We start from the raw sequence: 15,600 nt of genomic DNA on the forward strand, positions 1-15,600 counted from the left end.
GTCTCAGAGCTCGCGACGCGTGAAATCGAACAAGCCGACCGCCGCCAGCAGCAGCACGTAGATGGCGGTCTGCGCGGCGATGGTCGGCAGTGCGCCGAACGCCGCGTCACCGCCGGCCAGCCACGCGCTGCGGGTGTACTCGTCGAGCCTCGGCAGCAGCAGCGCGAGCGCGTCGACCAGCTGCGCGATGAAGATGCTGGAGGTGGCGCCCGCTTCGACGGTCGGCCCGCGACTCATGAGCACGATGGCGCCCATCATGCGCGAGAGCAGGTAGAACGCGCCGACCGCCAGCACCGCGCCGGTGAGTTGCGTCAAGGCCACGGCCGCGCTGAGACTCGCCGCCGCCACCAAGCCGAGTTCCGCCGCCAGCGACGCGCCCCAGGCCAGCGCCGCCGCCGGCGTGCTGGTCAGCGCCAACGGCGCGGCCGCGAGCAGGCCCATCAGCGCCACCGCCAGCGCGTAGCCGAGAAGGCGGCCGCAGAACCAGGCGCCGCGCGACAGCGGCCGAGACAGGCTGAGATCGATGGCGCGATCGGTGAGCTCGCGCATCACGCTGCTGGTCACGAACAAGACGGTGAGCGCCACCAGCGCGAGGCGCGTGAAGGCCGCGTAGATCTCGATGCGATAGGACTGGCTGTCGGTGAGGGCGAGGCCCGCCGCGCCTTCGGCCAGCGCGAGCGCGCCGACCACCACGGCCAGCGCGGTCCATGGCAAACGCGTACGCGCCGCTTCCAGCAGCGTGTAGCGAGCCACCACTCCAAGCCCTCTCAAACTCATGCCGTCCCGCGCGCAGCCGCGATTTACCGTCCTTTACTATACCGCTAGCATGCCCGGAAGCAGGCTCGCAGCGGGCCTTGAACGACATGCCACACGCGACGCGTTGAGGGAGAGCGTATTTGAGCCAGCCGCCTCGGCAAGCCGCCGTCACGTCCTCGCTCGCGCCCGACGCCACCGACCACGGCGGCGACGCGCATCGCCACCCGTTTCTCGATCGACGTCACGAACACTGGCTGCTTGCGTCCATGCTGCTGGTGCTGCATACCGCGCTCGACAGCGGCATCGACACCCAATTGGCCAGCGCGCTGATGGTCACGCATCTCGGCCTGTTCTTCCTGTGGCAACCGATCTGGCAGCGTGAGCAACGGGTCGACCTGCCGGCGCTGGCGGTGACGCTGATGCTGGTGGGTGCGATGCTGTGGCTGACTTGGTGGACGGTATTCGCGTGGCTGGTGCTCCTGATCGGCATCCTCGCCGGCCGCTCGTTCTCGACGCGCCGCGAACGCTATGTCTACATGCTGTCGCTGGCGATGCTGGTCAGCGAGCTTCTGATCAACTGCACCGCGCAGCTGTTCCTGGCCAAGCCGCTGGCGCCCGGCATTACCCAGAGCTTTCGCCTCGGCCTGTATCTCGCGCCCGCGGTGCTGTACGCCATGCCGCCCATCATCGCGCCACCGCGCGATCCGTTCCCGGTCGATTTCTTTCGCGGTATCACCTTCGCGCTGTTGACCGCGCTGCTGGCGGTGTTCAGCGTGGCCATGACGCTGCGCTTGGGGCTCGAGTACCCGCTGGCCTTGATCGCGACACTCATGGCGCTCGGCGTGTTCCTGTTCTTCCTGTCGTGGATCACGACGCCCGGCGCCGGCAGCATCGGCCTGCTGGCGGTGTGGGAGAAATCCGTGCTCAACATCGGCACGCGTTTCGAATCGTGGCTGGCCAATGTCTCCAACCTCGCCAGCCAACGGCCCGAGGCCGATGATTTCCTCGACGACGCGGTGGCGGCGCTGGTCGACATTCCGTGGATAGCCGGCGCGGCGTGGGTGAGCAGCGGCAGCCACGGCATGCACGGCCATTCGTCGCCCCATGCGCTGGCGCTCGAGACCGAGGCGCTGTCGGTGACGCTCTATACCGAGCGCAGCGTGAGCTCGGCGCTGCTCATCCACTGCCGGCTGCTGGTGCAGGTGCTCGGGCATTTCTACGTCGCCAAGCAGCGCGAGCGCGAGCAGGCCGGCGCCGCGCACCTGCGCGCGGTGCATGAAACCGGCGCGCGCGTGACCCATGACATCAAGAACCTGTTGCAGTCGCTCAACACGCTGGCCGCGGCGCTGCAGAGCGCCAGCGACGCGCACCAGGAACAGCGTGGCTTCGAATTGCTCAAGCGGCGCCTGCCGGACATCGCCCAGCGCTTGAAAGTGGCGCTGGAAAAACTGCAGCGGCCGCAAAGCGCGACGACCACGCTGGTGCCCGCCGCGCGCTGGTGGCGCGAGCTCGGCGAGCGTCTCGGCGACGACGACATCGCGCTCGAGGCCCGCATCGACGATGGCGAGCAGCCGCTGCCGGGCGAGTGCCTGGACAGCATCGTCGACAACCTGGTCGACAATGCGCGGCACAAGCTCGCCGCCGGCCAGGCCGGCAGGCTGGTGCTGAAACTGGTGGTCGAGAACGGCACGCTCAGGCTCGAAGTGCGCGACGACGGCCAGGCCATCGACGAGCACATCGCGCGCCAGCTGTTCCAGCGGCCGGTGCCTTCACGCACCGGGCTCGGCATCGGCCTCTACCAGGCCGCCGAGCTCGCGCGCCGCCATGGCTGTGGCCTGCGCCTGGCCGCCAATGTCGACGGCGAGGTGTGTTTCGAATTGACCTGCGCGCGGAGCGCGGCCGCTACGGCAGCTGTCCCGCCGACACCATGCGGCTGACCAAGAGGGAACGCGAGACGGGCAGCACCAGGTCGTCGAACTCGCACAGCGGCGTGTTCTCGCCGGCGTCGTCGGCACAACCGCTCTGCGACTGCGTGTAGGCGCGCGACATGAAATTGGCATTGCCATCGGCGTTTTCCGCTTCGTCGTCGTTGTCGGCCGGCACCGCGCCGCGCGGCACGTTGTCGAGCGCCGTGGCGCCATAGCCGTTGCGGCCGTGGGAGACGATCACGGCGGCGACGTTGTCCGCAGTGGCGGCGTTGAACAGGAACTTGCCTTCGGTGGTGCCGGCGGTGGCGACGTTGTCACCGCGGGTGGCGATGGTGATATTGCCCTGCGAACACAAGTCGAATTCCTGCACGGTGTTGCCATCGCAGGCGCTGTTCTGCGCGGGAAAGGTGAACTGCCTTTCACGCACGCGGTACGCGAGGTGATTGCCCCAGGCATCGCCTCCCTCCACGCCGAGTTCGGCCCACGGCAGGAAGCCGCTCTGGTCGTCACACGCACCGCCGCCGGCGAGCGTGAATTGCGGGTCCGACATGCCGTCGCCATCGGTGTCCGGACAGGGCAGGCGTCGATGGGTGAGCGCGTAGCCGTACAAGGCTTCGGCGGCGCGCGCCATGGTGTCGAGCGTGCTGCGGCGGTCGCGCGCTTCGAGCTGGATCTGCACCGGACCAATGAGGCCGGCCGTCAGCATGCCGACGATGAAAATGACGATCGCCATTTCCAGCAGCGTGAAGCCACGCTGCCGCTGAAAGGGCGCGCACGCCTCAGGGCGCCAACGGCAGGACTTGATCATTGAAGGTGCTCGACGCGTCGCGACGCTCGTAGGTGTTGCCATCGATTTTATTCACGCCTTCGAGATAATCCTTGAGATCGGCCGACGGCCGGACCTGCGCGGGCGTGGCCGGCGACGCCACTGCCGGCAGCGGCGGGCCGGCGGTCACGACCACGCCGCGCACATCGTTGACGGTGCTGGAGGTGGTTTCGCCGGCGCGGGTCACGGTCAGGCGCAGGCAGTTGCCCGCCGCCTGGCAGCTCGGACCGCTGTAACCCGGCGCCTCGCTGGCGGCGTAACGCACCAGCACGGTGTTCAACCATTGGTCGGTGAACAGCCAGGGCGGCAGGGCGCCGGGCGAAAGGTGACGGTCGACGACCGGCGTCGCGGTCCACAGTTCGAGATCGAAAGGCACGCCGGTCAACACCAGCAGATTGCCGCCGACGAAATTCGTGAACTCGAGTCTGCCCGCGCCCAACAGCGTGCTGCCTTCGTAGTCGGCCACCGTCACGCGGCCGAGCGTGCCGGCCGGCCAGCTGCCGAGAGCGCGCACTTCGACGCTGCGGCGCGCGCCGGCGCCGGGCGGCAGTACGCGCGTGTTGCCGCCCAAGTCGAGCTGCCACACGCGACGCAGGCTGCGCCCCGGCACGCTGTAGGCATATTGCGTGGTGCAGCTCAGGTTCAAGGCATAGGCGGCGTTCTTGTCGCGGCCGAGCACGCAGCGGCCCTGGGCCCAGGGCGGCGCCGCGGTGCCGAGCAAGGGCGCGGGAAAGGTCACGGGGGTCGGCGTGGGCGGGCCGCTCACCGGCTTGTCGTTGATCATCTGCGTGCAGAAATTGTGGCGCAGGCAGGTCTCGGACGGCGGTTCGCTGCCGGTGAACTGCACGCTGCCGGTGCCGTCCAGCGACCACAGCGCGGAAAACGACGCGTCGAAATCCTTGTTCAACTGCATCAGCGGCAGGCGCGCCAGGGCCGAGCGCCCCTCGCCGACCACCGCCACGTTGAAGCCCGAGGTGCGCGGTGCGAGCCACGGCATGGCGTTGTCGCAGGCGGGATCGGTCGGTGCGCATTCAGGGTCGGCGCCACTCACCGCGTCGTCGTCGCCGTCGGGGTCGTTGTAGTAATTGCCGAGCGCGAGACCGACTTCGCGAGCGACGACCTTGGCGACTTCGGCCATCAGTTCGCCACGCGTGATCACCATCACTGTATCGTTGTTGGCGGCGCTCGCGAGACGCGTGTAGCGGTTGTCGCCGAGCGTCGCGTTGTCACCCTCCAGCCACGCGCCGGCGGTGTAGGCGTTGGCGCTGCCACGCGCCTGGCCGCTCAGCGCCGCGCCGGGCGCGATGATCACGGCCGCCACGTCGTCGATGTCATCGACACTGAAGGCACCGGCCGCGTCGCTGTTGACGGGCGTGGTGACCATGCTGCGAAAATTTTCCGACACCGCGTACCACAGCGGTGCGCCGCTGCCGTCGGCGAGCGTCGTCAGGCCCAGCGTGCGGTAGGGCAAGAGACCGGTTTCGCGATCGCTGGCGGCACGGCAATCACCGGTGCTTTCCGCGACGCCCTGATCACTGCCGCCGAGCAGGTCGGGACACGGCAGTCGCCCCGGCCCCTTGTCCGGCGTGTGCACGCCATCGGCATAGCCGACCGCGTAGCCAATCAGTGCGCGCCGCGCCTGTCCCAAGGCCTCGGCCGTGACGAGGCGCTGCGCGGTCTCGCGCGAGGCGCGATTGTTCAAGGCCGACAGCATCACGAAGGCCGACGCCGTCACCACCAGCATCAGCAGCATGATCAGGGCCACGCCCCGCTGGCGACCAGGCGTACGCCTCACCGCCTGCGTCCGGCAGGCCTCAAGGCGGCGCGGCTGGCCGTTGCTGGTAGGCATCGGATACGCGGCGCGAACCGGGATCGAAGGACTGGCCCGGTTTCAGCGTGACCTGTGTGCCGTCACGCCCGAGCGGCACTTTCACGCGCTGCGCATCGCGCCCCGGCGGCGTGAGCCTGGCGGGCGCGGCGTCGCGGCCATTGACCCACACCGTGGCGGCGCCGGCCGAGCGCGCGATGTAACCGTTGACCGTGACCGGCTCGAGCGGCGGTTCGAGCGTCACCGCGCGCTCTTCGACGGGTGTTTCCTGCATGGCCTCGGCCTGCGCCGCGCGCACTTCGGCGCTGCCGTGGCGAGCGGCGTCGATGGCCGCGCGGTCGGCGGGTGTCAGGAACAGGCGCCCGAGCTCCGCGGCCTGCGCCATGCCCTGCATCGCCAGCCACAAGAGCCCGCAGACAAGTGCGCGCGTCACAGCGACAGGCCCCGCTCGCCGCCGAGATTGATGGTCCACCAGTCGAGGGTGCAATCGGCCTGCAGGTTGGCGGCGCCGGCGCTCAAGTCGAGTTCCACGCCGCTGCGCTTCAGGACGCATTTGCGCACCGCGTATTGACCGAGCGCATTGCTGTCCAGGGCCTGGAACAGGCGCAGCAAATCACCTTCGTGCAGCAGCGCCAGGTTGAGAGTCATGGTGCTGGCATAGAGACGGTAGTCACCGAGCTCGAGGCGGAAGTCGGGTTTTGCTTCGTGCTGCGCGTCGAGCTTGTAGGCGACCTGCTGCAAACCGATGTCGTCGCTGGCGCGACGCAAAGCCTCCAGCCATGACAAGCGTCGCTCGCGGCCCAACAGGCCGTGCTCGTACAGGCGTCGGAACTCGGGAAAGAACTCGGCGATGATGCGTTCCTCGTCGTCGACCGCGAGATACTTCCGACTCGCCTCGCGAAACTCGGCGTGATGCGCCTGGTATTCGCGCTCCATGTTCTGGCGAAAGTAATAGCTGGCGGTGACCATCGCCGCCGACGCGGCGAGCGCCAGCACGAACACCACCAGCGTGCCGCGCAGGATGGTCCAGTCAGCCCGGCTGGCCATCGCGCACCTCCAACACCAGTTTGATTCTGAAGGCCGGCACCACCGGTTCGCCGGCGCTGCTGGCGGTGCCGCTGACGCTGGCCTCCGGCCGCGTGTCGAGCGGATATTGCAGCACCGTCACGCCATGCACCTTGTCCTGCGCCTTGAGTTCATCGGCGAGGCTGTCGACCACCGCGATGGCCTTGCGAAAGTCACCGTCGAAGGCTTCGAGGTGTGCGCTGAGTTCCGCCACCTGGTAATAGTGCCCGTCGCTCGCCGCCAGCGGCTCGCGCTCGGCGCGATGCGCGTCGGTGACCGTCACCTCGGCTTGCGGATCGGCCGCCGCCGTCCATGCCAGTTCGTCGAGCGTGACCATCGGGCTGCGTTCCAGCACGCCGCCCAGCGTGCCGAGCAGCTGCGCGACATCGGGCTTGTACTGGCGCAGCGTCGCCACCGCGTCGACCGCGGTCTTGATCTGCTCGGGCTCGACCGGCGTCGGCGGCAGCTTGGCGCGCGCCAGTTCGTAGCGCTGCCCGTAGAAGCGCGCCTTCTGCGTCGCGTCTAGGGCCTGCTGCTTGAAATTCACGCCTTCGATGAAATTGATACCGCTCCAGCCGCCGCTGCCGAGCACCATCAGGAGGCTGGCGGTGGCCAGCGCCAGGCGCAGACGGTGCAGCGTGTAGTACTGCGTTTCTTCCGGCCGCGCGTAGTGGTTGGCGGGCACTTCGCTGGCCAGCAGGCGTGCGAAGATGACGTCGCTGAAGTGCGAGCCGCCACCTTCGCGCAAACCCACGCGCGCCACCACCTGGTCGACATCGAGCAGCACGAACTTCTCGTTGTCGCTGTCGTGGCAGTGCTGCTCGAGTTCGGTCAGCAGCTGGCCGTGAGAGAGGATGTAGATGCTGAGCGGACTGTCGCGCGAGATCAGCGCCAGCGAATTGAGATAGCGCCTGAGCTTCTCAACTTCGCCGAGCAGGTGATCGGCGAACGGCACCGAACCCAGGCGCGGCATGTGGGCGAGGCGGCTGATCTTCAATTGCCCGTCGCGGAAGAAGGTCTGGCGCAGGCCGCTGGCCTTCTGCAGGCTGATCAAGAGCACGTTGGAACCGACCGCGCCGATGCGTTTCAAGAGGCGCTCGCTCAATATCGGCAGGGAGTAGATGCCGGCCACCGGCACCTTGTGCGCGCTGAGCGGCGCCAGCCATGCACTCAATATCTCGGGGCGGGTGATGGCTGTCAGCAACACGCGGTCATCCTTGCGCCCCTCGCCCTCGCGGCCTTGGCCGAGCGCATGGTGATAGGGCGTGCCGCGAAACAGGCGCGCGTACTTGCGCGCCAGCACCGCGCGACGATCGACGGCGCCGACATGGGGAATGGTGTCCTGGCGGTATTCCTCTTCGACCACGTCGACCAGCACGCACAGCGGCGCCTGGCCGATCTCCTTCAAGCAGCGGTCGAACAAGGCGTAGCCATGGTCATCGGCGGCGAAGATATAGGCCTGCGCCAGGCGCGCGCCATCGAACAGGTACAGAATCGCCCGATCGCCACTGACCAGGAGCACCCGCGGTGGCGGGCTGCTAAAAATTGATCTTAGTGAACGAATCATAGATGGGCCCCAGGATGGCCGCGATTATCCAGAACAGCACGGCGCCCAGCGCGATGGTGATGATGGGCATGATCATCGCCTGCAGACGCTGCACCGACTCGGCGACGTCACGCGTGTAGAAATAGCTGACGTTGTCGAGCGCGTTCTCTAGCGCGCCGGTGTTTTCACCGACCCTGAGCATGCGGATGACCAGCGGCGGGAACAGGCCGGTGGCGGCAAAACTGCGACTGATGCCGCCGCCGTCGGCAATCATGCGCCCGGCCTCGCGCATGGCATTGGCCACCGCGCGGTTGCCCGCCACGTTCTCGGTGGTGCGCACGCATTCCAGCACCGTGATGCCGGATGAGTACATGATGGAGAACACGTTGCATACGCGCGTGACGATGAGCTTCTTCAACACCGGGCCGATGAGCGGCAGGTTCAGACACAGGTCGTCGAACCATTCGGCGAAACGCGGGTTGGTCTTGAACGCCAGCACGCCACCAAGTGTGCCGGCCAGCGGCAGGAACAGCACCAGGTACCAGTACTCGGTGAAGAATTTCGAGGTGGCGATGAGCGCACGGGTCTGCAGCGGCAGGGCCTGGCCCATGGTGGCGAGGAAGCTCACCAGCTTCGGCACCACGAACATCATGAGAAAGAACAGCGCGAGGAAGATGAACACCGTGACGATGGCGGGATAGGTCAGGATCTGCTTGGTGTAGGCCGCCTGCTCATCCTGCCATTTCAGGTTTTCGATGATCTTGGCCAGCACGCGCGTCAACTGGCCGCTTTCCTCGCCGGCGCGGATGAGGCTGACGAACACCGGCGAGAACACGAACGGGAAATCAGCCATCGCCTGCGACAGGTTCTTGCCGCCCTCGATGCCTTCGATCATGGCCGCCGTCACTTCGCGCAGACGCCGGTTGTCGACCGTGTCGCGGAGATCCGACAGCCCCTCGAGGATCGGCACGCCGGCCCGCACCAGTTGCTCGAGATGAAAGCAGAACGTGATGAGGTCGATGCGCTCGATGCCGCGCCCGGTGACGTTGCGATTGCGTGACGGCAGTTCGCGGAAATTGACCAGGTCGAGGCCCATGCGCGCGAGGCGCGTTTCCAGGTCGGCCGGGTTGACGGCGTCGACGCGCCCCTGCAGCACGCGGCCTTGGGCGTTGATGGCCTTGTAGCGATAGGCTTCCATCAGCCGAGACGCTCGGTGAGATCGACCACGCGCGACACTTCATCGAGCGAGGTCAGGCCTTCCAGCACGCGCTTGATGGCGACGTCGGCCAGGGACTGGAAGCCACGGCGGCGCGCCGCCACGGTCAGTTCCTTGAGCTTGGCGCTCTGCGCAATGAGTTCGTCGATTTCACGATCGAAGCGCAGCACCTCGATGATCGCGGTACGCCCTTCGTAACCCTGGTGCGGTGCGTGACCGAATTCCTCGGCGACGCGATAGAGCAGGCGGCCGCGCGCGCCGGGCTCGATGCCGAGGATGCGGCATTCGAGTTCGCTCGGTTCATAGGCTTCGCGGCAATCCATGCGCAGCTTGCGGATGAGGCGCTGAGCGATGATGCCGATGATGTTGCCCGCCAGGATCTCGGGCCGGATGCCCATGTCGAGCAGGCGCGGCAAGGTGCCCAGCGACGAATTGGTATGCAGGGTCGAGAACACCTGGTGGCCGGTCATGGCGGCGCGGAAAGCCATCGAGGCGGTGTCTTCGTCACGAATTTCGCCGACCAGGATGATGTCCGGGTCCTGGCGCAGGATGGAGCGCACGCCGCTGGCGAAATCGAGCCGCGCGACTTCGTTGATGGACGTCTGGCGAATCATGCCCATCGGGTATTCCACCGGGTCTTCCAGGGTCATGATGTTGACCGACTCGGTGTTGAGGTGGTTCAAGAGGCTGTAGAGCGTGGTGGTCTTGCCGCTGCCGGTCGGGCCGGTCACCAGCAGCAGGCCTTCGGGCCGCGCCACCATGAGCTTCAAGGTCATCAGCACGTCGTCGTCGAGCCCGAGCTCGTCGATGGGCACGATGCCCTTTTGGCGGTCCAGCACGCGCAGCACGATGTTCTCGCCATGCACGGTGGGAAAGGTCGACACGCGAAAATCTATTTGGCGCCCCGACAGGCTGAGCGTGATGCGGCCGTCCTGCGGCGCGCGGGTCTCGGCGATGTCCATGCCGGACATCACCTTCAAACGCACCGCCAGCGCCGACCAGTAGTTCTTGTGCAAGGAGCGGATCTGGCGCAGCACGCCGTCGATGCGATAGCGAAAACGCAGGAAGCCTTCTTCCGGTTCGAAGTGGATGTCCGACGCGCCGCGTTTCACCGCGTCGGACAACAGCGCGTTGACCAGGCGCACCACCGGCTGGCTGTACTCGGCGCTGTCGGCGTCGAGACTCTCGTAGTCGATTTCGCCGGTTTCGATTTCGCGCAGGATGCCGTCGACCGACAATTCGAAGCCGTAGAACTGGTCGATGGCTTTCTCGATCTCGGCCTCGCCCGCCATCAAGGGCACGATTTCGACGGCGCCGCCGAGATGCGCGGCAATCTGGTCGAGTGCGACGACGTTGAAAGTGTCGGCCATCGCCACCGTCAGGCGATTGTTGTTGGCGTCGAAGGTCAGCGGCAGGATGTGAAAGCGCCGCGCCATGTCCTTGGGGATGAGACGAATGGCTTCCGAGTCCACCACCACCTGCGAGAGCTGCGCCTTCTGCTGGCCGAGCGCGCCGCCCAGCACGTCGAGGATGATGGCCTCGGTGGCGAAGCCGAGCCGCACCAGGATGCGGCCCAGGTGATCGCGGTTCTTGCGCTGTTCGGTCAGCGCGATGCGGATCTGATCGGAACTGACGACGCCTTTCTGGACCAGCAGCTCGCCGATGCGCAGCGATCGCTTGGGTGAATTCATGGCGCGCCGCCACCCGCCGGCGCCGACAACGCGGCGACGCGCGCCTGCGCGGCCTCGGCATTGAAGCCGGCGCTGCGCGCGGCGCGCAGGTCAAGGCTCTTGCGGTAATACTCGAGCGCCGCCGCGCCCTGGCCCATGTGATCGAGGCTGACGGCGAGGTTGAAGGCGTAGTCGGGATTGCCGGCCTCGAGTCGGGCGGCGTCGAAATAGGCCTGCTGCGCGTCGGGCCAGCGTTGCCGGCGTGCGTACCAGTTGCCGAGCGCCGCGTGCAGGTAGGCAGCGTCGGCATGCTCGTCGAGCAGCAGGCGCAAACGCGCCGCACCGCCTTCACCGTCGGCCTCGGTCATGTTGAACAAGGCCGCGCTCGCCACCGGGTCGTCGGGATTGCGCTTCAACACCGTCGCATAGCATTCGTAGGCGCGCGGCAGGTCGCCGCGTTTCAAGGCCACCGCGCCGAGGCCGAGCAAGGTGTCGCGGCGCTCCGGATCGAGTGCGCGCGCGCGGTCGTAAAGCTTGGCCGCCTCGTCGAGATTGCCGGCCTGGAACGCGGCATAGGCCTCGGCCAAGGTGACATCGACGCGATTGGGGCGCTGGCTGCGCGAGATGCGCACTTCGCCACTCGCGATCTCTTCGCTCGCCGCGTGGCTTTGGGTTGCGGGCGCGGCGCGGCGCGGCGCGCGCGGGCGCTGCGGTTCACGCGGCCTGGCGGCAAGCGCATCGGCGGCCGCGGGCTTGGCTTCGGCGGGCGCGGCGGCGGGCGGCGGCGCCACATCGGCGGCGACAGGCGCGCTGCCCTGGACCGTCTCCGCGCTCTCCACCTTGCTGCTCGCCTCTGGCGGCGGGCGGGTGTCGATGCGCGCCAAGGTGCCGTCGCTGTTGAGCGGCAGACCAAGTGGCGCGCCCGGGACGTGCAGTTCGCTGGGTGCCTTTTCGACGTCGCGTGCCACCGCCGGTGAGGGCACCACGTGCGGCGCGGGATTCAGGCCGGCGTAGTAGACGCCGAGACCGGCGATACCGAGCACGATGCAGATGGCGAGCGCCGCGACCCAGGTCAGCACGCGCCCGCTGCGCGGTCGCTCACCGGCGCGGAACACGGTTTGCGCGCCGGCCACGGTATGCGCGGCGACCTCTTCGAGCGTACCGTCCTCGCCCGGCTGGTCATTTTTCGGCGCGGACAAGGTCTGGGAGCGGTCGAAGTAATCATCGAGATCGCTCGACAGGCCGCGCGCATTGGGCAGGGTCGCAGTCTGTTCGCGACGCTCGACGCGGCTGGTGAAGGTAACGTTGCCACCGTATTCGGCCGCCTCGAAATCTTCATCGGGCCCGCGCTCCATGGGCAGGAAATCGGTGTCGTTGCCATCGGCGGCGGCCGGCCCGTCCAAGGGTTCGAGGCTCAGGCTCTCGGGCAGGGTCATGGAAACGCTGCGGTCGAGATTGTCGTCGATGCGCAGGTCGAAGTCGGCCATGGTGGCGGCGGCGGCCTGCAGCGCGCGGCCGTCGATCTGCACGGTGTCGTCCTGGGATTTGCTGTAGGGCGAGATGCGCGTGACGACGCCGTTGTCGGCGGCCGGCGCTTCGTCGCCCGCGGCCCGCGCGGCGCGTTCCTCCTGCGCCTTCTTGTCGGCCTCGGCGCGGCGCAAGGCGTCCATCAACAGGCTCATGGGCGCGCCTCGCGTGCGCCTGCCCGCGCCATGCTCGGCAACGACAACGGCGCGATGTACGCAACGCGCGACATGCTCACGACCTCAGGGCGTCGCCGGCGCGGGCACCGCGGCGCTGGGCGGCGGCGTGTGGCCGAGCAGGGCCGCGTAGTCCTTCAGGTCGGTGTTGATGTTCGGGTCGCGCACCACCACCGGGCGCAGGAACACCACCAGTTCGGTCTTGCGCTTGTTGGTTTCCTCGGTGCGAAAGAACATGTCGCCCAGCACCGGGATGCGGGAAAAGCCCGGCACGTCACGGTGGCCGCCGCGAATGTCGTCCTGCATGAGTCCGCCCAGCACGCCGATCTGGCCATCGACCAGTTTCAACACCGACTCCATTTCACGCACGCGGATCACCGGCACGAGATTGGTGACGTTGCTCGACGAGCCACGCAACTCGGTGATCAAGGCCGGGCCCGGATCGACGGCATCGTCAATCTTCTGCGAGATGGTGGGACGCACGGTGAGCGTCACCTCGCTGTTGGCCGACACCTGCGGCGTGACCGCCATCACGAGTCCCACCGGCACCGAGTGCACATCGGTCTCGACCAGGGTGCGGCCCTGGGAGGTGGTGGTGGAATCCTTGTCGGTGACATTGAGCGTGAAGTAGACCAGTTCCTCCACCACTTTCAGCACCGCGGTCTGGTTGTTGAGCACCATCAGGCGCGGACTCGACAGCACGCGCGTATCGCCGAATTCGTGCAACAGGCGCACGGTGGCGGTCACGGTGTTGTCGCCCAGCGCCGGATTCTTGTAGCCGAGGGTGAATGACGAAATGGCGTTGTCGATGGCGCCGTCGGCAATCTTGCCGAGCATGGTCTGATCGACGGTGAAACCCGCCGAATTCGAATTGTTCAGCAACAGGTTCCAGTCGACACCCGCCTGGTACTGATCGCTCAGGGACACCTCGACGATGGTCGCCTCGATCATGACCTGGCGCCGCGCGTTGACCAGCACGCGCTGGATGAATTCTTCGATGGTTTTGTGCTGGCGACTGGTGGCGCGCACCGTGATGAGTCCGCTCTCGGCGTTGACGATGACCTTGTCCGAGGCCTGGGTGTCGCCGCTGGTGTTGTTGGCTTCACCGAGTATCGACAGGATGTTGGAACGCAACGTGTCCCAGAAGCGGTTGTAGGAACGGGTCTCGAGACGCGTGGACGAGGAGTTGTTCTCGCCGCCACCACCACTGCTGCGACCGCCACCGCCGCCACCGTCCTCCACCGAGCTGTCGCCGGTGGTGGCGACACGCGTGGCGACGTTGACCGTGGTATCGATGTCGCGCGCGAGATTGACGTAACCGACTTCGTACGTGCGCAGGTAGGCATCGTCGGGGGCGATGACGATGGTGTCCTGCGTCACCTCGTAGCGCAGCGACACCTGGCGCGCGACGCGCTCGAGGATCTGCGGCAAGGTCTGGTCGATGGCGTTGAGCGTGACATTGCCGCTGATGGCGCCACCGATATCGATGTTGAGCTTGGCGTCGCGGGCCAGCGCGAACAGCAATTCGCGCACCGGCACATCGTTGACCACCACGGTGTAGCGCTCGGGCGCGGGCGTGGCGGCCGGCGTCGGCACGTAAGGTACCTGGCCTACCACTTCGGGAATGCTGCTGGCGGGCGCGACCGGGGCATTGTTCAGATGGCCGGCCGGCGGCGCGGCCGGCGGATGCGGACGAATCTCGGCACAACCGGCGACCAGCAGCGCCAGCAGCGCCAGCAGCGTCACGACTATCGCTTTGAATTTCATGTGCATGGGCCTCGGGTCGCGGTTCGGGATCGCCCATTTCCAACATAACACATTATAAATCTACTATAAATATCTAATAAATAAAGAACTCTACCCCTTTCAAAATCCGCCTTGCCAGGCCCGAGGGCTAGTGCGCCGAGCGGCCGCCCGATGGCGACGGCAAGGCGTCGACGTCGGGGTCGGGCAGTCCCGCCGGCGCCAGGTGTTCCAATCCCACCAAGCCGGTCTCGGGCGATACGCGCGGAGCAGGCGCCACGTCGGCGACAGGTGCATGGCGGCCGCCCGGCGCCGACGCGGCGGTCGCCAACGGGGGCGAGGCTGGCGACGCGGGCAGCTTAGGCTCGCCGACCGCGTCGGCCGTCGGCGCCACGGTCGCCGCGGCACGGCGCGGGAAAAATTCCCGGTCGAGGGCAAGCCGCCAGAGCAGCACGACTGCGAGCGCCAGCGCGAGCGCCGCCAGCCACGGGCGGCGCGAGCGATGCGATGTGGCGCCGAATTCGCTGTCGGCCACCGCGCGCTGGACGTGTTTGGCGTCCACCACGCTCGCCTGGTCGGCATAGGCCGCCAGCAAGGCTTTATCGGCCAGCACGTTGATTCGACGCAACAGGCCCAGCGAGGCGCGCTCGATGGCGCGAATGGCGCCGGGCGCGAACAGGCCCTCGCCGCGATAGCCGCTGGCGCGCAGACGCGCCATGAGGTAATCGCGGATCTGCTCGCGCTTGAGCGGCGTGAGCTCGAAGCCATGGGTGATGCGCTCGCGCAGCTGGCGGATCTCGTGCAGCGCGAGCTTGTCGTCGAGCTCGGGCTGGCCGAAAAGCACGATCTGCAGCAGCTTGGCCTGGGTGGTCTCGAGATTGCTGAGCAGGCGGATCTCTTCCAGCGTCTCGACCGGCATGGCCTGCGCTTCCTCGATGAACATCACCACCCGCTTGCCGGCCGCGTGGCGCGCCAGCAGGTAGTCCTGCAGGGCATGCAGCACCTTGAGCTTGGAATCCTCGGGTGCGGCGGCCAGGCCGAGTTCGGTGGCGATGGCGTGCAGCACGGCGTCAGGATTGAGACGCGGATTGGCGACGTAGACGATTTCACAGTCGGCCGGCAGCTCGCGCTCGAGCATGCGACACAGCATGGTCTTGCCGCTGCCGACCTCGCCCACCACCTTGACGATGCCTTCACCGCGCGCGGTGGCGTAGATCAGCGCTTCCAGCACCGCGCCGCGGTTGCCACCGGAAAAAAAGAACTCGGGGTCGGGCGTGATGCGGAACGGTGGCTTGCCGAGCCCGAAATGCCGTTCGTACACC

Annotated in this window: 12 protein-coding genes; 1 reads left to right on the top strand and 11 read right to left on the bottom strand. The window is 67.2% G+C overall.

The window, feature by feature from the left end; genetic code table 11:
• Positions 1-3 precede the first annotated feature (3 nt).
• Entirely contained in the window at positions 4-753 is a 750-nt protein-coding gene (locus IPM80_13585) for an ABC transporter permease (GenBank protein ID MBK8959425.1), read from the bottom strand.
• A 143-nt stretch (positions 754-896) separates the two neighbouring features.
• On the opposite strand from IPM80_13585, the gene IPM80_13590 reads away from it, so the two are divergent.
• Entirely contained in the window at positions 897-2,693 is a 1,797-nt protein-coding gene (locus tag IPM80_13590) for a HAMP domain-containing histidine kinase (GenBank protein ID MBK8959426.1), read from the top strand.
• Here IPM80_13590 and IPM80_13595 read toward each other — a convergent pair.
• From IPM80_13595 to IPM80_13640, 10 genes are all read right to left on the bottom strand, one after another.
• Positions 2,659-3,417, bottom strand: a complete 759-nt coding sequence (locus tag IPM80_13595) for a hypothetical protein (protein MBK8959427.1) — start codon at positions 3,415-3,417, stop codon at positions 2,659-2,661. The genes IPM80_13590 and IPM80_13595 overlap by 35 nt on opposite strands.
• A gap of 46 nt (positions 3,418-3,463) precedes the next feature.
• Entirely contained in the window at positions 3,464-5,275 is a 1,812-nt protein-coding gene (locus tag IPM80_13600) for a hypothetical protein (protein MBK8959428.1), read from the bottom strand.
• Positions 5,276-5,324: 49 nt separating this feature from the next.
• Positions 5,325-5,723 carry a hypothetical protein gene (locus IPM80_13605; GenBank protein ID MBK8959429.1) on the bottom strand — a complete coding sequence of 133 codons (399 nt, stop codon included), beginning with the start codon at positions 5,721-5,723 and terminating at the stop codon, positions 5,325-5,327.
• Positions 5,724-5,767: 44 nt separating this feature from the next.
• On the bottom strand, positions 5,768-6,385 hold the full coding sequence (locus IPM80_13610) for a hypothetical protein (protein ID MBK8959430.1): 618 nt from the start codon (positions 6,383-6,385) through the stop codon (positions 5,768-5,770).
• Positions 6,369-7,925, bottom strand: a complete 1,557-nt coding sequence (locus IPM80_13615) for a hypothetical protein (GenBank protein MBK8959431.1) — start codon at positions 7,923-7,925, stop codon at positions 6,369-6,371. Before IPM80_13615 ends, IPM80_13610 begins: the two co-directional genes overlap by 17 nt.
• Positions 7,926-7,941: 16 nt before the next feature.
• Positions 7,942-9,147, bottom strand: coding sequence for a type II secretion system F family protein (locus IPM80_13620; protein MBK8959432.1), 1,206 nt, complete (start codon positions 9,145-9,147; stop codon positions 7,942-7,944).
• Positions 9,147-10,856, bottom strand: coding sequence for a Flp pilus assembly complex ATPase component TadA (gene tadA, locus IPM80_13625; protein ID MBK8959433.1), 1,710 nt, complete (start codon positions 10,854-10,856; stop codon positions 9,147-9,149). Before tadA ends, IPM80_13620 begins: the two co-directional genes overlap by 1 nt.
• A complete protein-coding gene (locus IPM80_13630) occupies positions 10,853-12,517 on the bottom strand; it encodes a tetratricopeptide repeat protein (GenBank protein ID MBK8959434.1) in 1,665 nt (554 codons plus the stop codon). The genes tadA and IPM80_13630 overlap by 4 nt, the downstream gene beginning before the upstream one ends.
• An 84-nt stretch (positions 12,518-12,601) precedes the next feature.
• Positions 12,602-14,302, bottom strand: coding sequence for a secretin N-terminal domain-containing protein (locus IPM80_13635; protein MBK8959435.1), 1,701 nt, complete (start codon positions 14,300-14,302; stop codon positions 12,602-12,604).
• Positions 14,303-14,429: 127 nt separating this feature from the next.
• Positions 14,430-15,599: an AAA family ATPase gene (locus IPM80_13640; GenBank protein MBK8959436.1), complete on the bottom strand. Its 1,170-nt coding sequence runs from the start codon at positions 15,597-15,599 to the stop codon at positions 14,430-14,432.
• Position 15,600 lies beyond the last annotated feature (1 nt).

The organism is Pseudomonadota bacterium (assembly GCA_016719885.1).
Classification (GTDB): domain Bacteria; phylum Pseudomonadota; class Gammaproteobacteria.